The sequence below is a fragment of the Lysobacter sp. K5869 genome, assembly GCF_018847975.1.
In the GTDB taxonomy this organism is placed as follows: Bacteria; Pseudomonadota; Gammaproteobacteria; order Xanthomonadales; family Xanthomonadaceae; genus Lysobacter.
Map to the genome: position 1 here is coordinate 4,692,889 of NZ_CP072597.1, position 22,149 is coordinate 4,715,037.

At 69.9% G+C, this 22,149-nt stretch carries 17 protein-coding genes; 13 read left to right on the top strand and 4 right to left on the bottom strand.

Translation table 11 applies throughout. The annotated features are described in order from the left end of the window. Nucleotides 1–1,158, top strand: a complete 1,158-nt coding sequence (locus tag J5226_RS19640; RefSeq protein WP_215836223.1) for an isovaleryl-CoA dehydrogenase — start codon at nucleotides 1–3, stop codon at nucleotides 1,156–1,158. A gap of 254 nt (nucleotides 1,159–1,412) precedes the next feature. Here the strand turns inward: J5226_RS19640 and J5226_RS19645 are convergent, their stop codons facing one another. Next, on the bottom strand, nucleotides 1,413–4,217 hold the full coding sequence (locus J5226_RS19645; RefSeq protein ID WP_215836224.1) for an autotransporter serine protease: 2,805 nt from the start codon (nucleotides 4,215–4,217) through the stop codon (nucleotides 1,413–1,415). Between the two features lie 581 nt (nucleotides 4,218–4,798). On the opposite strand from J5226_RS19645, the gene J5226_RS19650 reads away from it, so the two are divergent. From J5226_RS19650 to J5226_RS19695, 10 genes are all read left to right on the top strand, one after another. Then, nucleotides 4,799–5,974 (top strand): acetyl-CoA C-acyltransferase, encoded by a 1,176-nt coding sequence (locus J5226_RS19650; protein WP_215836225.1) that lies wholly within the window; start codon nucleotides 4,799–4,801, stop codon nucleotides 5,972–5,974. A 122-nt stretch (nucleotides 5,975–6,096) separates the two neighbouring features. Further along, nucleotides 6,097–6,474: a hypothetical protein gene (locus tag J5226_RS19655; protein WP_215836226.1), complete on the top strand. Its 378-nt coding sequence runs from the start codon at nucleotides 6,097–6,099 to the stop codon at nucleotides 6,472–6,474. A 191-nt stretch (nucleotides 6,475–6,665) separates the two neighbouring features. After that, complete coding sequence (locus J5226_RS19660; RefSeq protein WP_215836227.1) at nucleotides 6,666–7,106, top strand: hypothetical protein; 441 nt, start codon at nucleotides 6,666–6,668, stop codon at nucleotides 7,104–7,106. A gap of 471 nt (nucleotides 7,107–7,577) precedes the next feature. Beyond that, nucleotides 7,578–9,188, top strand: a complete 1,611-nt coding sequence (locus J5226_RS19665; protein WP_215836228.1) for a carboxyl transferase domain-containing protein — start codon at nucleotides 7,578–7,580, stop codon at nucleotides 9,186–9,188. A 35-nt stretch (nucleotides 9,189–9,223) separates the two neighbouring features. Then, nucleotides 9,224–10,915: a molecular chaperone HscC gene (locus J5226_RS19670; protein ID WP_215836229.1), complete on the top strand. Its 1,692-nt coding sequence runs from the start codon at nucleotides 9,224–9,226 to the stop codon at nucleotides 10,913–10,915. Between the two features lie 55 nt (nucleotides 10,916–10,970). Continuing rightward, nucleotides 10,971–11,693, top strand: a complete 723-nt coding sequence (locus J5226_RS19675; protein WP_215836230.1) for a J domain-containing protein — start codon at nucleotides 10,971–10,973, stop codon at nucleotides 11,691–11,693. Then, nucleotides 11,690–13,384, top strand: a complete 1,695-nt coding sequence (locus tag J5226_RS19680) for a J domain-containing protein (RefSeq protein WP_215836231.1) — start codon at nucleotides 11,690–11,692, stop codon at nucleotides 13,382–13,384. Before J5226_RS19675 ends, J5226_RS19680 begins: the two co-directional genes overlap by 4 nt. Nucleotides 13,385–13,667: 283 nt before the next feature. Beyond that, nucleotides 13,668–14,285, top strand: coding sequence for a polymer-forming cytoskeletal protein (locus tag J5226_RS19685; RefSeq protein WP_215836232.1), 618 nt, complete (start codon nucleotides 13,668–13,670; stop codon nucleotides 14,283–14,285). Continuing rightward, on the top strand, nucleotides 14,282–14,656 hold the full coding sequence (locus J5226_RS19690; RefSeq protein WP_215836233.1) for a hypothetical protein: 375 nt from the start codon (nucleotides 14,282–14,284) through the stop codon (nucleotides 14,654–14,656). Before J5226_RS19685 ends, J5226_RS19690 begins: the two co-directional genes overlap by 4 nt. A gap of 37 nt (nucleotides 14,657–14,693) precedes the next feature. After that, complete coding sequence (locus J5226_RS19695; RefSeq protein WP_215836234.1) at nucleotides 14,694–15,233, top strand: hypothetical protein; 540 nt, start codon at nucleotides 14,694–14,696, stop codon at nucleotides 15,231–15,233. 208 nt (nucleotides 15,234–15,441) lie between these two features. Here the strand turns inward: J5226_RS19695 and J5226_RS19700 are convergent, their stop codons facing one another. From J5226_RS19700 to J5226_RS19710, 3 genes are read right to left on the bottom strand one after another with little or no spacing between them, the layout of a single operon-like run. Then, nucleotides 15,442–15,684, bottom strand: coding sequence for a DUF6587 family protein (locus tag J5226_RS19700; protein ID WP_215836235.1), 243 nt, complete (start codon nucleotides 15,682–15,684; stop codon nucleotides 15,442–15,444). A 9-nt stretch (nucleotides 15,685–15,693) separates the two neighbouring features. Beyond that, the gene (locus tag J5226_RS19705; protein ID WP_215836236.1) at nucleotides 15,694–17,610 is read right to left on the bottom strand and encodes a ferrous iron transporter B; all 1,917 of its coding nucleotides are present in this window, start codon (nucleotides 17,608–17,610) and stop codon (nucleotides 15,694–15,696) included. Further along, nucleotides 17,607–17,870 (bottom strand): FeoA family protein, encoded by a 264-nt coding sequence (locus J5226_RS19710; protein ID WP_215836237.1) that lies wholly within the window; start codon nucleotides 17,868–17,870, stop codon nucleotides 17,607–17,609. The genes J5226_RS19705 and J5226_RS19710 overlap by 4 nt, the downstream gene beginning before the upstream one ends. Nucleotides 17,871–18,002: 132 nt before the next feature. Here J5226_RS19710 and J5226_RS19715 point away from each other — a divergent pair, with 132 nt between their 5' ends. Both J5226_RS19715 and J5226_RS19720 read left to right on the top strand, forming a co-directional pair. Continuing rightward, a complete protein-coding gene (locus J5226_RS19715; RefSeq protein ID WP_215836238.1) occupies nucleotides 18,003–18,785 on the top strand; it encodes an enoyl-CoA hydratase-related protein in 783 nt (260 codons plus the stop codon). Nucleotides 18,786–20,133: 1,348 nt separating this feature from the next. After that, the gene (locus J5226_RS19720) at nucleotides 20,134–22,146 is read left to right on the top strand and encodes an acetyl-CoA carboxylase biotin carboxylase subunit (RefSeq protein ID WP_215836239.1); all 2,013 of its coding nucleotides are present in this window, start codon (nucleotides 20,134–20,136) and stop codon (nucleotides 22,144–22,146) included. The last annotated feature ends 3 nt before the right edge of the window (nucleotides 22,147–22,149 follow it).

Sequence of the window (22,149 nt, forward strand, 5' to 3'; positions counted from 1 at the left end):
ATGCGCAGTTTTCCCCTGGGTGAAGAGATCGACGCGCTGCGCGATGCCGTGCGCCGTTTCGCCGAAACCGAAATCGCTCCGCGCGCGGAGCAGATCGACCACGACAACGCGTTCCCGCAGGACCTGTGGCCCAAGCTGGGCGACATGGGCCTGCTGGGCATGACCGTGCCGGCCGAGTTCGGCGGCAGCGAGATGGGCTATCTGGCCCATCTGGTGGCGATGGAAGAGATCTCGCGCGCCTCCGGTTCGATCGGTCTCTCCTACGGCGCGCATTCCAACCTGTGCGTGTCCAATCTCTACGCCAACGGCAATCAGGCCCAGCGCGCCAAGTACCTGCCCAAGCTCAGCAGCGGCGAGTGGAAGGGCGCGCTGGCGATGAGCGAGCCGGGCGCCGGTTCCGACGTGGTCGGCTCGATGAGCTGCCGCGCCGAACTGCGCGACGGCGTGTGGGTCGCCAACGGCAACAAGATGTGGATCACCAACGGCCCCGAGGCCGACGTGCTGCTGGTGTACATGCGCACCGCCGGCAAGGACGCGGGCAGCAAGTGCATGACCGCCTTCATCGTCGAGAAGGGCATGAAGGGCTTCTCCACCGCGCAGAAGCTCGACAAGCTCGGCATGCGCGGCTCCAACACCTGCGAGCTGGTGTTCGAGAACTGCGAGATCCCGGCCGAGAACGTGGTCGGCGAGGTCAACCAGGGCGTCAAGGTGCTGATGAGCGGCCTCAACACCGAGCGTCTGGTGCTGACCGGCGGCCCGCTCGGGCTGATGCAGGCGGCGATGGACATCGCCCTGCCCTACGTGCGCGAGCGCAAGCAGTTCGACGCGGCCATCGGCACCTTCGGGCTGATGCAGGGCAAGATCGCCGACATGTACACCTCGCTGCAGTCCAGCCGCGCGTTCGCCTATCAGGTCGCGCGCGATTTCGACGGCGGCTACAAGAGCCGCGTGGACGCGGCCTCGTGCTTGCTGCACGCTTCCGACGCGGCGGTCGAAGTGGCGCTGGAAGCGATCCAGACGCTCGGCGGCAACGGCTACATCAACGAGTACCCGACCGGGCGCATCCTGCGCGACGCCAAGCTTTATGCGATCGGCGCGGGCACCAACGAGATCCGCCGCATGTTGATCGGGCGCGAGTTGTTCGACGGTAAGAGCTGAGCGCGATAGCCGTCGCGGGCGCGGAAAACGAAAACGCCGCCGTGTTCGCACGGCGGCGTTTTTGGTTGTGGCGATACGACGAGCCCGAATCCGCGCGATCTGCCTGTAGGAGCGGCGCGAGCCGCGACCACGACACCGCGGCGTCCGGCGCAAACCGCCATCGCGCCGGCGCGGGCCTCCGCCGGATTCGTCGCGTTTGCGGTTTCGCGGTCGCGGCTTGCGCCGCTCCTACAGGGGCAAGTCCGCAACCGCGCTTAGAACGGCAACGACCAACTCGCGAACGCCCGCGGATACTGCTCGCCGAACTCGTAACGATTGTCGAAATCCAGCGCGAACACGCCGCCGCGCGCGAACTGCGCGCGCAGCCCGAGCCCAAGCACGCCGGCCTCGCGCGCGAACGGGTCGCTGACGATCGGCGACCACACCTCCATGCCGGTGAAGCGCGCATCGATGTAGCGGCCCGATTGCGCCAGCGTGCGCTGCCATTCGGCGCGCCCGCTCAGGCTCAGCAAGGCCGAACCCAGCCGCCACTGCCGCTCCAGCCGCGCGCCGGCGAGGAACTGGGTGGCGCTCAGGGCCGAATCGCCGGCGCTCAGGCCGAAGCCGGCCGCGCCCGGTTCCTCGAAGCCGCCGCGCTCCAGGCGCAGGCTCTGCGCGCCGAGGTACGGCGTGACCACGCCTTCGCCGAAGCGGAAGCGGTGGCCGGCCTGCACGTTCAAGCTGACGTAGCGCTCGCCGTAATCGCTGCCGGTGCCGAACCGGTCCGCGCCGAGTTGCACTTCGCGCTGCAGATAGCGATCCATGCTGCCGAACGCGGCGCGACCGAGCAGATAGCGGTCGCCGCGGTTCCAGGCCGCGTAGAACTGCCCTTCGACTTGGCGGTTGCGCTCGCGGTCGCGGCGTTGCGCGCTGTAGGCGTAGCCGTCGGTCTGGCTCAGCGCGGCGCCCAGGCTCCATTCGCCGAAGCGCTGGTCGTGGCCGACGATCCAGCCGGTCGCGTCGAGATCGAAGCGCCCGGCCATCGCCCGGCGCGCGTCGAGCCGGTCGCTCCACGCGCCGTAATGCGGGCCGTCGAGGTACTGCGCGTCCAGCCGCGATTCCAGCGCGCGCCGGTTGCCTTCGATCGCCATCAGCGCGAACGCCGCGTCGGCGCCGTGCAGCTCGCCCGACAGGCTCGCCAGCGACTGCTGCGCGGCTTGCGCCGTGGCCGAGCGCTGCAGCGCGCCGGCGCCGGCCGAGAACGCGCTCGCGCCGCCCGGCGCGGTCACCGCCGCGCCGCCGCCGAGGCCGTTGAGCGCGCCGTCCACGCGCGCGGCCGAGGCCACGTCGCCGGCTTGCATGCCCAGCGATTGCGCGGTCGCGGTGATGTTCAGCGCGACGATGTCGAGCCAGGCCTGGGTGCTGCTATAGCCCACGGCCGCGGTCAGGAACACGCCCGGCGCGGTCGACAAGCTGCCGAACTGGCCGCTGACGCTGCCGGCGTTGAGGAACACTTCGCGGCTGGAGCGCACATAGCCCGGCAACTGCCCGAGCACGCGCGCATCGCCGGCCAGCGACGCGGTGCCGCCGACGTCGAGCTTGGAGCCGATGAAGAACTGCAGTTGTCCCGCCGTCGACTGCGCGTAATCGCCGTCGATGCGCAGTCCCGCGCCTTCGACCCGCAACGCGCCCTGGTTGTCGACGCGGCTGGCGACCTTGGCGCCGTTGCCGCCGGCGAAGGTCGCGCCGCTGCGCACCGTCACCGCCGAGGCGAGGCTGCCGCCGTCGTTCAAGCGCAAGGTGCCGGCGACCACGTCGGTGCCGCCGGTGTAGGTGTGCGCGGCGCTGCTGTCCAGGCGCAGCGTGCCGCTGCCGTCCTTGATCAGGCCGCCGGCGCCGGTGAGCGGGTTGCTCCAGGTCGAGGTGCCGTCGAAGCTCACCCGCACGTTGCCCCAGTCGAGCCGGTGCAAGCCGCGCACCGCCGCGCCGACATCGAGCAAGCCTTGGCCGAACACGGGATCCACGCCCGGTGCGCCGAGATCCTTGGCGTTGCCCAGCAGCGCCTGCCGGACCAAATCGTTGTTGAAGTACGGAAACGCCTGCCACACCAGCGCCGCCGCGCCCGACACCTGCGGCGCGGCGAACGAGGTGCCGCGCACGACCCAGTAGCTGGTGCTGCCGACCGGGTCGTTGACGCCGGTGGCCTGCACGTCGCCGGGCGCGACCAGGCAGTAGTTCATGGCGATGCCGCAGGCGTTGGAGTAACTCGCCAACCGGGTCGGATTGAGCGTGTCCAGCGCAGCCGCGGCGATCCAGCCGCGTTCGAGCGCGTCGGCGCCGGCGCCCTGGCTCGGCAGCGAGGCGTTGTCGGACGGCTGCGGCTTGGATTCGTTGCCGGTGGCGAACACCACCAGCCCGCCGTTGTCGATGAAGGGCTTGTAGGCGTCGATGAAACTGCGGGTGACGGTGTCGCCGGTCCAGTACAGCCCGCCCCAGGAGTTGTTCATGATCCGCACGCCGGCGTTCATGAGATCGCGGCTGACGATGTCGAGGCCGCCGTTGCCGGTGGCTTCGTTGCCCATGCCCGAGCCGTCGTCGCTGGGCCGGGTGTCGGCGAGGATGCGCGCGGAGACGATGCTCGCGCCCGGCGCGATGCCGCCCGGCCAGGCGCCGACCGGGGTGCCGGCGATGATCTGCGAGACGTAGGTGCCGTGGCCGAGCACGTCGTCGATGCGGTGGTTGTTGGTGCGCGGGTCGGTGTAGATCAGCATCGGCCCGACCCGGCCGTTGAGCGCGGGATGGTCGCGGCGCACGCCGCTGTCGACCACGCCGATGCGCACGCCCTGCCCGGTCAAGCCCAGCGCCTGGGCTGAGCGGGTGTTGGTCAGGTCCAGGTGCGCGCCGATCGGCGGCGGCGGGGTGGACGGGGTGGTGGGCGGCGTCGAGGGCGTGGACGGCGGCGGGGTCTCGCGGACGTTGCCGCCGCCTCCACCGCCGCCGCAGGCGCTCAGCACCGCCGCGGTCAGCGCGCACATCGCCAGCCGCGCGTTGCGCCGCATCGCCGGTTCGAATCGTTTCATGGCTCACCCCAGGTGGCTCTGGATCAGGGATACGCGGCCGCTTCCCCGAAAGCGGCCGGCCGCGGCGGGCCGCGTCGCGCGCGGCACCGGCGTTTCAATCCGAATGCGCTCGTTTTAATGCAAAGCCCGGCGGCCGACAAACGAATCCGCCGCCGGCGAAGCAAAAGCGCGAGACGCATCCGGCCGGTGCCTGCCTCCATCGCCCGAGCCGTCCGCTTGCGGACATCCGCATCGCCGTCGCCGCTCGCGGGCGTCGCCGTCCGTTCGCGGGGCGCGCTTACCGCAACGATCTACCCGCATCGCCGCGAGCGCGCCGCGAAGACCCGGCGACGGCCGTCGCGCAACGCCGATCTCCGGGCCGCTGCGACGGCATTCGGCCCGGTCCCGCCCGGCCCGATGTTCAGCGTTCGGCGCCCTTGCCCCGCGAATTTGTTGATTTTTCGTTATCCGCCCGGCCCGATTCCCCCTGCCCGAACGGGCATTTGCGGCACCGCAACACGGCGCCGCATAATCGGCGGGTTCCGGCCCCGGGCCCCCGTCCGGCGCCGGCCCCCAACGCCACAGATTTCCGGAGTTCCGCCATGAGCGATGTCGTCATCGTCGGTGCTAAGCGCACCGCCATCGGTTCCTTCCTCGGCCAATTCACCGGCGTCCCGACCCCGACCCTGGGCAGCGCCGCGATTACCGGCGCGCTGGAACAGGCCGGCGTCGCCGCCGATCAGGTCGACGAAGTCATCATGGGCTGCGTGCTCCCCGCCGGCCTGGGCCAGGCGCCCGCGCGCCAGGCCGCGCTCGGCGCCGGCCTGCCCGCCGCCGCCGGCTGCACCACGATCAACAAGGTCTGCGGTTCGGGCATGAAGGCGATCATGCTCGCCCACGATCTGATCAAGGCCGGCTCGGCCAAGGTCGTCGTCGCCGGCGGCATGGAGTCGATGACCAACGCCCCGCACCTGCTCAACAACTCGCGCACCGGCATCCGCTACGGCAGCGCCGAGTTCCTCGACCACATGGCCTGGGACGGCCTGACCAACCCCTACGACGGCAAGGCCATGGGCGTGTTCGGCGACGCCACCTGCGCCAAGTACGGCTACGACCGCGCGGCCATCGACGCCTACTCCGAAGAGAGCGTCAAGCGCGCGCAGGCCGCGCAATCGGCCGGCCACTTCAAGGATGAAATCGTTTCCGTGACGGTCAAGGGCCGCAAGGGCGACGTCGTCGTCGACGCCGACGAAGAGCCCGGCAAGATCGACGTGAGCAAGATTCCGGGCCTGCGTCCGGCGTTCGGCAAGGACGGCGTGCTGACCGCCGCGGCCTCGTCGAAGATCTCCGACGGCGCCGCCGCGACTGCGCTGATGAGCGCCGACGAGGCCGCCGCACGCGGGCTCAAGCCGCTCGCCCGCATCGTCGCCCACGCCGGCCACGCGCAGGCGCCGGAGTGGTTCACCACGGCGCCGGTGAAAGCGATTTCAAACGTGCTGGAAAAGGCCGGCTGGACGGTCGCGGACGTCGATTTGTTCGAGGTCAACGAAGCGTTTTCGGTGGTCGCGATGGCGCCGATGACCGAGCTCGGCATCGGCCACGACAAGCTCAACGTGCACGGCGGCGCGGTCGCGCTGGGCCATCCGATCGGCGCCAGCGGCGCCCGCCTGGTGGTCACGCTGATCAACGCCCTGCGCATCCGCGGCGGCAAGCGCGGCGTCGCGTCGCTGTGCATCGGCGGCGGCGAAGCCACCGCGATCGCAATCGAGTTGCTGTAAAAAGTTAAAAACGCGTTGCACAAAAAAAACCGGCATGCCGCTTGACACACGTCACCGGCTTGTCATCATGTTATCGGCGCGCTTTTGCGCGTTGCCTAACTAAACGACGAGGAATCCGAATCATGAACTTCAACAAGGCGCTGATCGCCCTGGCTCTGGGCCTGGCCCTGGCCGCTTGCTCGAACCAGAAGCAGGCCGAAACTGCCTCCGCCGACGCCGCCGCTGCTTCGACCGAAGCCCAGGCCGCTGCTGACACCGCCGCCGCCGCTGGCGACGCCGCCACCGCCGACGCCGCCGCTGCTTCGGCCGACGCCGCTGCCACCGCCGCCGACGCCGCCGCCACCTCGGCCGACGCCGCTGCCAACGCTGCGACCCCGGCCGCTGCCGACGCCGCCGCCGACGCCGCCAAGGGCGCTGCCGACGCCGCCGGCGCTGCCGCCGACGCCGCCAAGGACGCTGCCGCTCCGGCGGAAGCGGCTAAGGAAGAAGCGAAGAAGTAATATCGCGCAAGCGATACTGCTAGTTCCGACGCGGGATCCGCGTCGAACGGGAAAGCCGCCGGTTCTCCGGCGGCTTTTTCCGTAAGGTCAGTGAACGATCGAAGCCGGCTTGCCGGACCGCTGCGAGCACTGGCGTTGCCTGACAAGCTTTACCCAGCATTTTTCTCAGACAACTCCTCAGGAGACAGCTCATGAAGACCCATCTCTACGTCCTGCTCGCCGCTGCCGTTCTGGCTCTGTCGGCTTGCGCCCAGAAGACCGAAGAAGCCAAGGACGCCGCTGCCGAAGCCTCGGCCGCCGCCGAACAGGCCGGTGCCGACGCCGCCAAGGCCGCTGATTCGGCCGGCGCCGCCGTCGCCGAAGGCGCCAACGCCGCTGGCGCTGCCGCTTCCGACGCCGCCAACGCCGCTGCCGGCGCTGCCACCGACGCCGCCGCCGCCGCTGGCGACGCCGCTGCCAAGGCCGGCGACGCCGCCGCCGCCGCTGCCGACACCGCCGCTGCCGGCGCTGCCGACGCCGCTGCCAAGGCCGCGACCGCTGCCGCCGACGGCGCGCAGAAGGTTGCCGACAAGGCCGGCGCCGCTGCCGACGCCGCGAAGGACGCCGCCAAGAAGGAAGAAGCCAAGCACTAATCCGCTTGCGCTTTCGTTCGCTGAAAGGCCCGCCTCGCGCGGGCCTTTCTTTTTGCGCGTCTTTTTTGCGCGCAGAGCCATTCCGCCCGGCGAAGGTTTCGGTTTCGCGCCGTGCGCGGACCGGCACGCAAACCTCGGCTCGCGACGCCGCCGCGCTGTCGCGCGAGCGCATTCGGCCCGGCCCTCGCGATTGGGAACATCGCCGCGGCCTGAAACAAAACCCTCGGGCCGACGCCGGTCCACGATTCCCTTTCCGACGCGCGACCGCCCGCGCCTTCGCGCGCCACCTGCGCCTCGCCGACAACGACCGCCCTCGCCCGCCGACGCCGGGCGCCTCACAAAAACCAAGCGCGCATGTCGCAATCCGTGCGCATACGCCAGCGTTCGCTGCGCGCGCGGCCGTCCAAGTCATTGGCCCGCGCAGGCGCTTTGTGTTTTGATGCCGCGTCTCCCGCTTCCGGCCGTTCGGCAATGCCCGCGATCACCTCCCAGCTCGACCCGCGCTCGCAGGACTTCCGCGACAACGTCGCCTACCACCGCGCGCTGGTCGAAGAGCTCGACGCGCGGCTGGCGCGCGCGGCCAACGGCGGCGGCGACAAGGCCCGCGCCAAGCACACCGAACGCGGCAAGCTGCTCGCGCGCGACCGCATCGCCGCCCTGCTCGACCCCGGCTCGCCGTTCCTCGAAATCGCGCCGCTCGCCGCCGAAGGCATGTACGACGATGCCGCGCCCGCCGCGGGCATGGTCGCCGGCATCGGCCGCGTGCAGGGCCAGGAAGTGGTGATCGTCGCCAACGACGCCACCGTCAAGGGCGGCACCTACTTCCCGATGACGGTGAAAAAGCATCTGCGCGCGCAGGAGATCGCGCGCGAGAACCGCCTGCCCTGCGTGTATCTGGTCGACTCCGGCGGCGCGTTCCTGCCGCTGCAGGACGAAGTCTTCCCGGACAAGGAACACTTCGGCCGCATCTTCTACAACCAGGCGCGGCTGAGCGCGGAGAACATCCCGCAGGTCGCCGTGGTCATGGGCAGCTGCACCGCCGGCGGCGCGTACGTGCCGGCGATGTGCGACGAGTCGGTGATCGTCAAGGAACAAGGCACGATCTTCCTCGGCGGCCCGCCGCTGGTGAAGGCCGCCACCGGCGAAGTGGTCGACGCCGAAGCGCTCGGCGGCGCCGACGTGCACACCTCGGTCTCGGGCGTGGCCGATCATTTCGCCAACGACGACCGCCACGCGCTGCAGATCGCGCGCGACATCGTCGCCACGTTCAACCGCAAGAAGAGCCTGCCGGTCGCGGCGCAGCCCGCGCGCGAGCCGCTGTACCCGGCCGAAGAGCTGTACGGCATCGTGCCCAAGGACACGCGCAAGCCCTTCGACATCCGCGAGGCGATCGCGCGCATCACCGACGGCAGCGAACTGCAGGAATTCAAGGCGCGCTACGGCAAGACCTTGGTCACCGGTTTCGCCCACCTGCACGGCTATCCGGTCGGCATCGTCGCCAACAACGGCATCCTGTTCGCCGAGAGCGCGCTCAAGGGCGCGCACTTCATCGAACTGTGCAACCAGCGCGGCATCCCGCTGGTGTTCCTGCAGAACATCACCGGCTTCATGGTCGGCAAGAAGTACGAGAACGCCGGCATCGCCAAGGACGGGGCCAAGATGGTCACCGCGGTGGCGTGCTCGCACGTGCCCAAGTTCACCGTGGTGATCGGCGGCAGCTTCGGCGCCGGTAACTACGCCATGTGCGGCCGCGCCTACGGCGCGCGCTTCCTGTGGATGTGGCCGAACGCGCGCATCAGCGTGATGGGCGGCGAACAGGCCGCCTCGGTGCTCGCCACGGTGCGCCGCGACGGCATCGAGGCCCAGGGCAAGACTTGGTCGGCCGAGGAAGAAGAGACCTTCAAGTCGCCGATCCGCGAACAGTACGAGAGCCAGGGCAACCCCTACTACGCCACCGCGCGGCTGTGGGACGACGGCATCATCGACCCGGCCGACACCCGCCGCGTGCTCGGCCTGGGCCTGTCGGCCAGCCTCAACGCGCCGATCGAGGACCGCACCCGCTTCGGCGTGTTCCGCATGTAATCTGTGCGCTCCATCGCAAGGGACTGTGGCTTCGTATGATCGTCGGCATCGACCTGGGCACCACTCATTCGCTGATCGGCGTGTACGGGTCCGACGGCCCGCGACTGATCCGCAACGCGCTGGGCGCGCTGCTGACGCCCTCGGCGGTGAGCGTGGGCGACGACGACCGCATCATCGTCGGTCAAGCCGCGCGCGAACGGCTGGTGTCGCACCCGCGCCAGAGCGTCGCCGCGTTCAAGCGCTGGATGGGCAGCGACCGCGTCACCGTGTTGGGCTCGCACCGTTTCCGGCCTGAAAAACTCTCCGCGCTGGTGCTCAAGTCGCTGATCGCCGACGCCGAGGCCGACCTCGGCGAACGCGTGCGCGAAGCGGTCATCAGCGTGCCGGCCTACTTCTCCGACAGCCAGCGCAAAGCCACCCGCGTGGCCGGCGAACTGGCCGGGATCAAGGTCGAGCGGCTCATCAACGAACCCACCGCGGCGGCGCTGGCCTACGGCCTGCAGCAGAGCGACGGCGGCGGCCGCTACCTGATCTTCGACCTCGGCGGCGGCACCTTCGACGTGTCGATCCTGGAGCTGTTCGACGGGGTCATGGAAGTGCACGCCAGCGCCGGCGACAACTTCCTCGGCGGCGAGGATTTCTCGCGCGCGCTGCTCGACGGCTTCCTGCGCGAACACGCGCTGTCGGCCAGCGCGCTGTCGCTGAGCGAACTGGCGGTGCTGGAGCGGCGCATCGAGGCGTTCAAGCAGCAGCTCGCCCAAGGCGGCGAAGCCGCGCTGGAACTCACCCTGGCCGGGCAAGCGCGCGCCTGGCGCCTGGACGAAGACGGCTTCGCCCGCCTGTGCGAGCCGCTGGTGCAGCGCCTGCGCGCGCCGCTGGAACGGGCGATGCGCGACGCCAAGCTCGCGCCGGGCCAGCTTGATCAGATCGTCCTGGTCGGCGGCGCCTCGCGCATGCCGCTGTGCGCGCGGCTGGTCTCGCGCATGTTCGGCCGGCTGCCGCTGCGCCATCTCAACCCCGACGAAGCCATCGCCCACGGCGCCTGCGTCGCCGCCGGGATGAAGGCGCGCAACGAAGCGCTGGAAGAGATCGTGCTGACCGACGTGTGTCCGCACAGCCTGGGCGTGAGCACCGGTCAGGAACTCGACGGGCGTTTCGTCAGCGGTTTGTTCTCGCCGATCATCCATCGCAACAGCACCGTGCCGGTGAGCCGGGTCGAGCGCTATTACCCGGTGCACGACAGCCAGCGCACGGTCGAAATCGAGATCTACCAGGGCGAGAGCCCGCGCGTGGAGAACAACGTGCGGCTCGGCGCGGTGTCGGTGGAACTGCCGGCCAAGGCGCGCCACGACAATCCGATCGAAGTGCGCTTCACCTACGACATCAACGGGCTGCTGCAGGTCGAGGCGACCGCGGTGGCGACCGGGCTGCGGCGCGAAGTGGTGCTGGAGAAGAATCCCGGCGTGCTCAGCGCGGAGGAAATCCGCGAACGGCTGGCGGCGCTGGCCTCGCTCAAGGTGCATCCGCGCGAGCAGCAGGAGAATCTGGCGCTGATCGCGCGCGCCGAGCGCCTGTACGAAGAACTGCTGTGGGCGCGCTCGGAGCTGCAGTCGGCGCTGGTGCAGTTCCGCGGCGCGCTCGACCAGCAGGATCCGGCCGTCATCGCCGAGCATCGCAGCCAGTTCCAGCGTTTCCTCGACACGGTCGAAGCCCAGTCCGGCGTATGAGCGCGCCGCGGCCCCGTCCGGCTGCGCGTGCGCGCCGCGCGCCCGGGTTCGCCGCATGAGCGCGTTCGCGCGCCTCGGGCTCGCGCCCACGCGCGACGAGCGCGAGATCAAGCGCGCCTACGCGCGCGAGCTCAAGCGCTGCCGGCCGGATGAGGATCCGCAAGGGTTCCAGGCCTTGAACGAGGCCTACGCCGAGTGCTTGCGACTGGCGCAAGGCGCCGGCTCCGACGAAGCGCTGAAGGTACAGATCTCCCGCGAACAGCCGCCGCTGGCCGAATCAGAAGCCGCGAGCGGCGACGTAAGCGGCCGCACCGACGCCGACATCGCCGCCTTCCTGCACGACTTCGACCTCGCCGCCGAACGGCATCCGACCCGCGACTTGCTGCGCTGGCTCGAACAAACGCCGCCGCTGCAATCGCTGGCCCATCGCCGCGAGATCGCCGCGGCCTTGCCGGAGCATCTGCGCCGGCGCCGGCCCTCGCTGTATCTGCAGCAGCTCAAGGGCGTGCTGGCGTGGTTCGGCTTCGCCCCGTCTTTCGACCCGGACGACGAGCCGCGCGCCTGGGTGCACGCGCTGTACGCGGCCGCGCGCGAACGCGGGCTGGAACTGGAGCTGGACGAGGAAGAAGAAGAACGACCGCCGCTGCCGTGGCGCGAGCGTTGGCGGCGCGATTGGCGCGACATGATCGGCACCTACGTCGCCTGGGGCGTGATCGGCGCGATGGGGCTGGGCCTGCTGCTGGCCGGCCTCGCCAGGTACCTCCGGGGAGACCTATGACACCGCATCAACGCCTCGGCATCGGCCGCGACGCCGACGAACGCGAGATCAAGCGTGCGTATGCGCGCGAACTCAAGCGCTGCCGGCCGGACGAAAATCCCGAAGGCTTCCAGGTCTTGCAGGAGGCGTATCGCTACTGCCTGGAGTACGCCACGCAGGTTCGCCTGCAATTCGCCGACGGCGGCGAGGACGAGGACGAGGACGAGGGCTACGCGGACGACGACGAAGCCGCCGCGCCGGCGCCGTTCGACGGCGCGGACGATCCGGCCGCCGCGCAACCGCAGGCTTACTCGCGCACCCTCAGCATCGCCGAACTCGCCGCCGAGCTGGCCGCGAACGAAGACCGCGCGCGCGCCGACGACGACGCGCCGCGAACCGGCGACGCGTCGCCGGATGAGACCGCCTCCTCGCGCCCGCAGGCGGGCCGCCCGCCCGCAACCGCCTCCGAATCGGCCGCGACCATCCCGCAACTCGCCGCCGAGTTCGCCGCCGAACCCGCGCCCGAGCCGCCGCCGCAACTGCACTTCGACGGCGAAGCCTTCCTGCAAGAACTGCTGCAGCGCGGCAGCGACCACGGCCCCACGGCGCTGACGAGCTGGCTGCAAAGCCTGGAGCCGCTGTATTCGCTCGACCTCAAGCACGCGCTGCGCGCGCCGCTGGCGCAGGTGCTGGCCGAGCTCGAACCGCCGCTGCCGCCCGATGCGCTCGGTGCGATCTTCGCGTTCTTCGCCCTCGACCAGACTGGCCCGCGCGAGGCGCAGTTGTTCGAGTTCGCCCACCGCGCCCAGGCCCGCGCCGAGGCCGCGCTGGCGTTCGAACGCGCGCTGGCGCAGCGCAGCGGCTCGCGCGGCAACGCCACCGAACGCCTGCTGCTGCGCGAACTGCGCGGCCCGGCGTCGCTGCCGCGGCGGCTGTGGATCGCGCTGTTTCCCGGCCTGCCCTCGCGGGTCATGAACGTCGCCGGCCATTTGCTCCAGATCGACCGCGAACGCGCGCTGCGCCTTTTCGACCGGGGCAGTTTCGACTATTGGCGCGCCGTTACCGACCCGGCCCGGATCGCGTGGCCGCGCGTCTTCGTCGCGCTGCTGCGGGTGCTGCTGTATCCGCTGCCGCTCGCGGTGCTGCTGCACTTCGACGGCAGCCCGGCGATGCTCGCCCGTCTGCCGCAAGTCTGGCTGGTGTTGGGACTGGCGTGGATCGCGAGTTCGCTGATCCGCGCCGTGTGGCTGCAATGGCGGATCTCGCTGCAGCACGGTCAGCCGACGCCGCTGTGGCGCGATGCGCCGCTGCAGTTGTTCGTCGGCGCCGCGGTCGCGGTGGCGGTGATCGCGCCGACCTCGTCCCCGTTCGCCGCGTTGATCGCGGTCGGCGCGGGCTGGTTGTGGACGCTCGGACGCGGCCGCGACCGCATCGGCCGCACCCTGGCCGCATTCGCCGCCGGTCTGGTGATCTCGGCGAGCGTGCCGTTCGCGATCGACACCGCGCTCGGCTTGCCCGAACGCGCTCCGCCCGATGCCTGGATGCCGCTGTTCCTGATCGGCGCGGCGGCCGCGCCGGTGCTGCAGGACGTGTACGTCGCCGCCACCTCGCGCATCGGTCTGGCCCAGGCGCGCCTGCAGGCGCGGCCGCCGTGGGTGGCGCTGGCCGCGGCCGTCGCGGCGATCGTGGCGCGCAACATCTGGGGCGTTTGAGCGTTCGCCGACGCCGGCGGTCGCATCGGCCGGGCGCATTCATCGTCCTGAAAGAAGTGTGAACTAATCATGCTTGCGGGGACGCAGCGTCCGCGCTCGGACATGCGTGAAAACAAGGCCTTTCGCGTCGGCGCCGTCGCCCGAAAACCTGAACTGGAGTCGCTGTTTTCTGCAACTCGGATTTGGTGAGAAGCGTCACAGTGGGCGCTTCGTATCAGCGTGTTAGGCTCCAAAGTTCACGCGTGTCATCACCTGATCCCCCGACCTGAGGAAACACCGCGTCATGGCCATTTTCAACCAGCCCGCCCCGCCCAAGCGCGACACGCCGCTGCCGCCGCTGCAACCCGAAACCGCTCTTAAGCGAGAGCCCGACACCGCCAACGAATTCAGCTTCGGCCAGCCCAGCGCCAGCCAGCCGGCGCCCGCGCCGATCAGCGCGCCGGCCCCGCAGGCCGCGCCGCAGCGCGCCGCCGAACCCGCGCGCGAGGCGGTCAAGGAATCGCTGATCGCCGCCGACCTGACCATCGAAGGCAAGATCCACGGCGCCGGCCACATCCGCATCGCCGGCCGCTTCAAGGGCGACGTGCAGGTCGACGGCGACCTCACCGTCGAGCTCGGCGCCAAGGTCAACGGCGGCGTGCGCGCGCGCAAGGTCGTGATCGCCGGCGAGTTGGAAGGCAACATCGATTCGGCCCAGCGCGTGGAACTGCTGGAGACCGGCGTGGTGGTCGGCGACGTCAAGGCCGGCAACGTCACCGTCGCCGCCGGCGCGCGCGTGCGCGGTCAGGTCGAGTTCGGTTGGGAAGACAGCGGCAAGTCGGTCGCGCGCAACGACAAGAGCGACGGCAAGGCCGATAAGAGCGACAAGGGCGGCAAGGCGGAGACCGGCGCCGACTCATGAGCGCGCAACGCCAGGGCATGCCCGGGGCGACGCGCGTTTGTCCGCACTGCAAGGCGACGATCCTGGAAACGGCCAGCGTGTGTCCGGCCTGCCGGCACCACCTGCGTTTCGATTCCGACGCCAACGCGCTGGCGGCGAAGCGTTTTTCGCCGCTCAGCGTGGAGGGCACCATCCGCCATCCGCCCAGCGACGGCGCGTGGGAATACTCGATGGTGTTGTCGATCAAGAACGACCGCGGCGAAGAGATCACCCGTCAGGTCGTCGGCGTGGGTGCGTTGTTTTCGGGGGAAGAACGCACCTTCACGCTCTCGGTCGAAGCGTTCGAGGCGGTCGGCTACAAGGCCGCCGGCAAGGGCCGGCTGCGCCGCTGAGCGGCGCGCCGGCGCGTCATAGGAAAGGATCCCGCCGATGTCGGAACCCGCATCGCTGTACGCCCGTTTCACCCTCAGCCACGAGCAGTACGAAGCCTTCATGAACTCGGCGCCGGCGCGGCCGTCCGCTTTCGCCGATTGGCAATCCTGGTTCGACCGGCGCGAGATGAGCGGCGGCAACCGGGTTCCGCCGGAAATCCTCGCCGACCTCGACGCCGTCAGCGTCGCCGACGTCATCAAGGCCTGGCGCGCCGACGCCTGGACCGGCACGCCGCCGATCGAATACGACGAGATCCGCCGCACCCTGCGCATCGCCATGCTGCAGGCCTCGGAGAACTACCACGAGATGCTGCGCCTGCTCGCGCCCTTGCGCGGCGCGGCGCGCTTCAACGAACCCGGCGCCGACGATTTCGTCGTGATCCTGGATTTCCTGTGGGGCGACGGGGACATCAACGCGTATCTGCGCTTCGGCGACGGCGCGAGCCGGTTCGACGAGGCGTGCGCGCCGGAGCATCTGGACGAGGCGCGCGGATATTTGCGCGAGGCTTTGGATTATTTGCAGAGCCGCGCGGGTTGAGTTCGGGGGCCAGGCGGCGGGGACGTTAGTTCGCTCGCGCGGGAAGCTTCGTTCGATGACGGATGTCCGTCGTCGTTGCGTTGGCGCGGTCGCAGCTTGCGCAGCTCCTACAGGGGCTCCGGCGAGTTTCGTATCCGACTTGTAGGAGCTGCGCGAGCTGCGACCGCGACAGGCGGCTACGACGAACGCCCCGCTCCGCCGGAATCCCTCAATCCGACGGCCCGCAACTGTCGCACCCCGCGCAATTCGGCCCGCGCGCGCGCGCGGGCGGCGCGATGCGCTTGCCCAGCGCGCGCATCCACGCCGGCCGGCCGTCGCGCACCAGCGGCAGCGCGCAGGCGATGCGCAGGCGGCGCACGCCGCCGGGGAACTGCTTGCGCGCGACCACGACCGCGCTGACCAGCACCGCGATCGCGATCACCACGTATTGCGCGAACAGTCCGGCGCTCATGTCGTCTCCTCAGCCCGCGCCCAGCGCGACCGCGATCTGGTAGGTCGCCAGCGACGCCAGATACGCCAGCGCGAACAGATAGCCTGCGCTCATCGCCACCTGCTTCCACGAACCGGTCTCGCGCCGGATCGTGGCGAGCGTGGAAATGCACTGCGGCGCGTAGATGTACCAGACCAGCAGCGACAGCGCGGTCGCCAGCGACCAGGTGTCGGTGATGATCGGGCTCAGCGCTTGCGCGGCCGCGTCGTCGTCGGCCGCCGACAGCGCGTAGACCGTCGCCAGCGAGGCCACCGCCACTTCGCGCGCGGCCAGTCCGGGAATCAGCGCGATACAGATCTGCCAGTTGAAGCCGATCGGCGCGAACACCGCCGACAGCGCGTGGCCGATGCGGCCGGCGAAGCTGTAGTCGATGGCCGGCTGGGTCGCGCCTTCCGGCGCGCCCGGGAACGACAGCAGGAACCACAGCAGGATCGTCAGCGCCAGGATGATGCCGCCGACCCGGCGCAGGAAGATCCAGGCGCGTTCCCACAGGCCGATGGCCAGATCGCGCAGATGCGGGATGCGGTAGGACGGCAGTTCCAGCAGCAGCGGGTGCTCGCTCTTGTCGCGGCGCCACTTCTTCATCACCCACGACACCATCAGCGCGCTGAGGATGCCGGCCATGTACAGGCCGAACAGCACCAGCCCCTGCAGGTTGAACACGCCCAGCACCTTTTGCTGCGGGATGAACGCGCCGATCAGCAGCGCGTACACCGGCAAGCGCGCCGAGCAGGTCATCAGCGGCGCGACGATGATCGTGGCGAGGCGGTCGCGCGGGTCCTGGATCGAGCGCGTGGCCATGATCCCGGGGATCGCGCAGGCGAAGCTCGACAGCAGCGGAATGAACGAGCGTCCCGACAAACCCGCGCCGGCCATCATCTTGTCGAGCAGGAACGCCGCGCGCGGCAGATACCCCGATTCCTCCAGCGCGAGGATGAAGGCGAACAGGATCAGAATCTGCGGCAGGAACACGATCACGCCGCCGAGGCCGGCGATCACCCCGTCCACCAGCAGGCTGCGCAGCGGCCCGTCGGGCAGCAGTTCGCCGACCTGCACGCCGATCCAGGCGGTGCCGGCGTCGATGGCGTCCATCAGCGGCGTGGCCCAGGCGTAGACCGCTTGGAAGATCAGGAACATCACCACCGCCAGCGACAGCAGGCCCAGCACCGGATGCAGCAGCCAGCGGTCGAGCGCGTCGTCGATCTTGGCGGTGCGGGTCGGCATGCTGACCGTCAGGTCGAGCAGACGGCGGGTTTCGGCGTGCAGGGCTTGTCCGAGATCGCGGCCGGGATCGGCGCTTTCGGCCAAGCGCGCGCGCGGCTCGTGCGGCGCCGCGGCGACTTGTTCGAGCGTGGCGATCAACTCGCGCGCGCCGCCGCGCTTGACCGCGACGGTGGCCACCACCGGCACGCCGAGTTCGCGTTCCAGCGCGGCCAGATCGATGTCGATGCCGCGGCGCTTGGCCGCGTCCATCATGTTGACCGCGACGATCATCGGCCGGCCGAGTTCGCGCAGTTCCAGGGCGAAGCGCAGGTGCAGGCGCAGGTTGGTCGCATCGACCACGCACAGCAGCACGTCCGGCGCCGGTTCGCCCGGGTAGAAGCCGCGCAGCACGTCGCGGGTGACCGCTTCGTCCAGGCTGGCGGCGCTGAGGCTGTAGGCGCCGGGCAGATCGAGCACGGCGTAGTGACGGCCCGACGGCGCGTGCAGCCGGCCTTCCTTGCGCTCGACGGTGACGCCGGCGTAGTTGGCGACCTTCTGCCGGCTGCCGGTGAGCTGGTTGAACAACGCGGTCTTGCCGCAGTTCGGATTGCCGACCAAGGCCACGCGCAGATTCGCGTCGGCGGCCTCGCGCGGGGCGCTCAGGGCGGGCGCGGCGGCGCTCATGGCGCGCGCTCCGCCGGCGTTTCTTCCAGCAGCGCGACCCGCACTCGCGCCGCTTCGCTGCGGCGCAGGGCGAAGCGGGTGTAGCCGATCTGCACCAGCAGCGGCTCGGCGGCGACCGGACCGACTGCCATCACTTCCACCCGCTCCCCCGCGACGAATCCGAGTTCGCGCAGGCGTCTGGCGATGGTGTCGTTGGGCGCTTGGTCATCGACGGTCTCGACCGTGGCCGCGGTGCGGTGCGGCAATTCGGACAGCTTCAAGGGCGGCTTCCACAGAAAAGGTGGCGTCCCAAATGGGAATTGTTCTCATTCTAGCACCGACCGCCGTACAGGGGCGGAGGGGGCAAGCTGAACGGTATCATTCGGCCAACTCCCACAAACTCCTCCCTGCCGATGAACCACCCGCTGCTGAGCTTGCGCGAAGGTCCGGTCGCCCGTCTGCGCCTGAACCGCCCCGAATTGCACAACGCCTTCGACGCCGTGCTGATCGCCGCGCTGACCGGCGCCCTGGAAGCCGTCGGCGCCGACGACGGCGTGCGCGTGGTGGTGATCGAGGGCGAAGGCGCCTCGTTCTCGGCCGGCGCCGACCTGAACTGGATGCGCGGCATGGCCGCCGCCGGCGAAGCCGAGAACCGCGACGACGCGCTGGCGCTGGCGCGGCTGATGCGCACCCTCAACGAACTGCCCAAGCCCACCCTGGCCCGCGTCCACGGCGCGGCCTTCGGCGGCGGCGTGGGCCTGGTGGCCTGCTGCGACATCGCCATCGGCGTGCCGGAGGCCAAGTTCGGCCTGACCGAGAGCAAGCTCGGCCTGCTGCCAGCGGTGATCTCGCCGTACGTGATCGAAGCGATCGGCGCGCGCCAGGCGCGGCGCTGGTTCGCCACCGCGGAGATTTTCGAGGCCGCCGTGGCCCAGAGCATCGGCCTGTTGCACCAGGTGGTTCCGACCGATGCGCTCGATGGCGCCGTGGCGCGCCAGATCGGCCTGCTGCTCAAAGCCGGCCCGCACGCGGCGGCCACCGCCAAGACCCTGGTCCGGCGCGTGGCGGGCGAGCGCGACGGCGGCAAGCTCGACGCGGACAACGCGGCGCTGATCGCGTCGTTGCGGGTGTCTTCGGAGGGCCAGGAAGGGTTGTCGGCGTTCTTGGACAAGCGCGCGCCGGCTTGGGCGGTGTGATGCTGTCTTAGCGCGCGGCGCGGCGTTCGTGGCCGCGTCGCGTGTCGGCGACGGCAGTTTTCGTCGTCGTTCTATTGTCGCGGTCGCAGCTTGCGCAGCTCCTACAGGGGCTTCGGCTGGTTCGTATCCGACTGTAGGAGCTGCGCAAGCTGCGACCGCGATCCCGCGACAACGACGGACGCCGCCTAACCGCACGACGCAGCAACCACCGCTGTTGTTGTTGCTGTTGTCTTTGCCGTTCGCCTTGACGCATCCCCACGCAAAGCCCACGCCCCGCAGCCCCGGAGGGCGTGCGCATGGATGCGCACGCGCGCCATGGGTCAGGATGACCCTTATGGCGCGGCCCCGCGTCGCTGTGAGCCCTAGTGGCTCTTGATTCGAAAACAAGGAAAGCGCCTTTCTTTGGTTACTTTCTTTGGCAAGACAAAGAAAGTGACCCGGCCGCTTGCGGACGGAACGCTCTGGATTGTGGCTTGTCGTCACTCGTTGTTGCGTTGAGAGCGAACCCACAGCAAAGTCAAAATGGGTTCCGGCTTTCGCCGGAATGACGGCGTGTGAGTTGCGCTTCTCGCAGGTGGCGGACACCCTACCCACCGTCATTCTGGCGGCGGAACACCCCACTCACCGTCATTCCGGCGAAAGCCGGAATCCATTTTGATGTTGCTTTCGCTTCCTCATCGCAAGAGCGTGCGACGACAAGCGAAGATCAAACGCTTAAAGCTTTCGTCCGCAAGCGGCCGAGTTACTTTCTTTGTCTTGCCAAAGAAAGTAACCAAAGAAAGGCGCTTTCCCTGTTTTCGAATCAAGAGCCACTAGGTCCAGCACCGGGCGCGGGGCTGCGCCGTAAGGGGCATCCATGCCCCTACGGCGCACGCGCGCATCCATGCGCGCGCCCTCCGGGGCTTTGAGACGTGGGCCTCGGGTGGGGATACGTCAAAGCCAGCAGCAACAACAACCGCAAAAGCAAAAACAAAGGCAACAGTAGTGGCGGCAGCCACCGCTGCGGCTACGGACGCGGTTACGTTTACGGCCGCGGTTGCGGTTGCGGTTGCGGTTACAGCTACGGCCAGCGCTTGCAGCAGCCAACCGCAACACCAACTCGCAGCGCCTCCCTCCGATCACAACAAACCAACGCCACCACCCGCCGCACTCCCCCGTACGGCACCCCCACCGTGCCTCCAATCCACCCAACCGAGCGCCCCGTCGCGCAAACTCGGCGCATCGTCCTCTCGATCAGGCGACAGCCGCCTCGCCATCGGCGAAAATCCCCCGGTCGCGCCGGTCCGCCGCCGCGGAGGTCCGCCTTCCCTTCCACGCGCGTCCGCGCGCACCGACCTGCGAAGTGCCCATGTTCGAGAAGATCCTGATCGCCAATCGCGGCGAAATCGCCTGCCGGGTGATCCGCACCTGCCGCACGCTCGGCATCCGCACCGTCGCGGTCTATTCCGAAGCCGACGCCGACGCCCAACACGTGCGACAGGCCGACGAGGCCTATCCCATCGGCGGCCCGCGCCCGGCCGAGAGCTATCTGCGCGGCGATGCGATCATCGAAGTCGCCCGGCGCGCCGGCGCGCAGGCGATCCATCCGGGCTACGGCTTCCTCAGCGAGAACGCCGATTTCGCCGACGCGGTCGAAGCCGCCGGCATCGCCTTCATCGGCCCGAAAGCCGCCTCGATGCGCAAGATGGGCAGCAAGGCCGGCGCCAAGGAACTGATGCAAGCCGCCGGCGTGCCGGTGGTGCCGGGCTACACCGGCGAGGACCAGGACTCCTCCCTGCTCCAGCGCGAAGCCGACGCTATCGGTTACCCGCTGATGATCAAGGCCGCCCACGGCGGCGGCGGCAAGGGCATGCGCATCGTGCGCGAGTCGGCCGAGTTCGCCGCCAACCTGGAAAGCTGCCAGCGCGAAGCGCGCAACGCCTTCGGCCGCGACCGCGTGCTGCTGGAGCGCTACGTCGAGCGCCCGCGCCACATCGAAATCCAGATCTTCGGCGACAGCGCCGGGCAAGTGATCCACCTCAACGAGCGCGAATGCTCGGCCCAGCGCCGCTACCAGAAGGTGCTGGAAGAATCGCCCTCGCCGTTCCTCACTCCCGAGCTGCGCGCGCAGATGGGCGCCGCCGCGGTGCAGGCCGGCCATGCGATCGACTACGTCAACGCCGGCACCGTCGAGTTCATCGTCGGCCAGGACGGCGGTTTCTACTTCATGGAAATCAACACGCGCTTGCAGGTCGAGCACCCGGTGACCGAGCTCGTCACCGGCCTGGATCTGGTCGAATGGCAGCTGCGCGTCGCTGCCGGCGAACCGCTGCCGCTGGCGCAGGACGCCATCGTCCAGCGCGGCCACGCCATCGAAGTGCGCCTGTACGCCGAAGACCCCGAAGCCGGCTTCCTGCCCGGCTCGGGCAAGCTCGAACGCCTGCGCCTGCCGGCCGCCGACGCCCACGTGCGCCTGGATTCGGGCGTGATCGAAGGCGACACGGTGACGATCTTCTACGACCCGATGATCGCCAAGCTGATCGTCTCCGACGCCGACCGCCCGCGCGCGCTGGCGCGGCTGCGCGCGGCGCTGGCGCACAGCGAGATCGCCGGGCCGAAGTCGAACATCGAATTCCTCGAACGCCTCGCGCGGCATCCGGCGGTGGTGCAAGGCACCATCGACACCGGCTACCTCGACCGCCACCTCGACGAGTTCATGCCGGCCGCGCAGGCCGACGAAGCCGCCGACGCCGATCTGCTGGCCGGCGCCGCGGTCGCCGAACTGCTGGCGCAAGAGCGCGTCACCCGCGAGAACGCCGCGGTCTCCGACGACCCGACCTCGCCCTGGGCCATCGCCGACGGCTGGCGCCTGGGCCACGGCGGCCGCCGCAGCCTCGCCTTCCTGCGCCGCGACCAGCGCCTGGAACTGTCGGCGCAAGGCAGCGCCGGCGATTACCGCATCGACGGCATCGGCGCCGCCGCGGTCGACGTGCGCGGCGCGCGCTTGAACGGCGACGAGCTGAGCCTGCGCATCGACGGCCGCGCCCGCCGCCTGCGCGCGCTCGGCGACGGCGCGCGCGTGGTCGTGCACGACGGCGAACGCCGCCTGCGCCTGGACGCGGTGCCGGTGTACCGCCACGAAAGCGCCGCCGCCGGCGGTTCGGGCAACAGCGTCAACGCGCCGATGCCGGGCCGCGTGGTCGTGGTCAAGGCCGCGCCGGGCGACGCGGTCGAAGCCGGCCAGGAGGTGATGGTGATCGAGGCGATGAAGATGGAGCTGAGCCTGAAGGCGCCGCGCGCCGGCACCATCGCCGAAATCCGCGCCGCCGCCGGCGACTTCGTCGAGGCCGACGCGGTGCTGGCGACCCTGGAAACGGCGTAACCG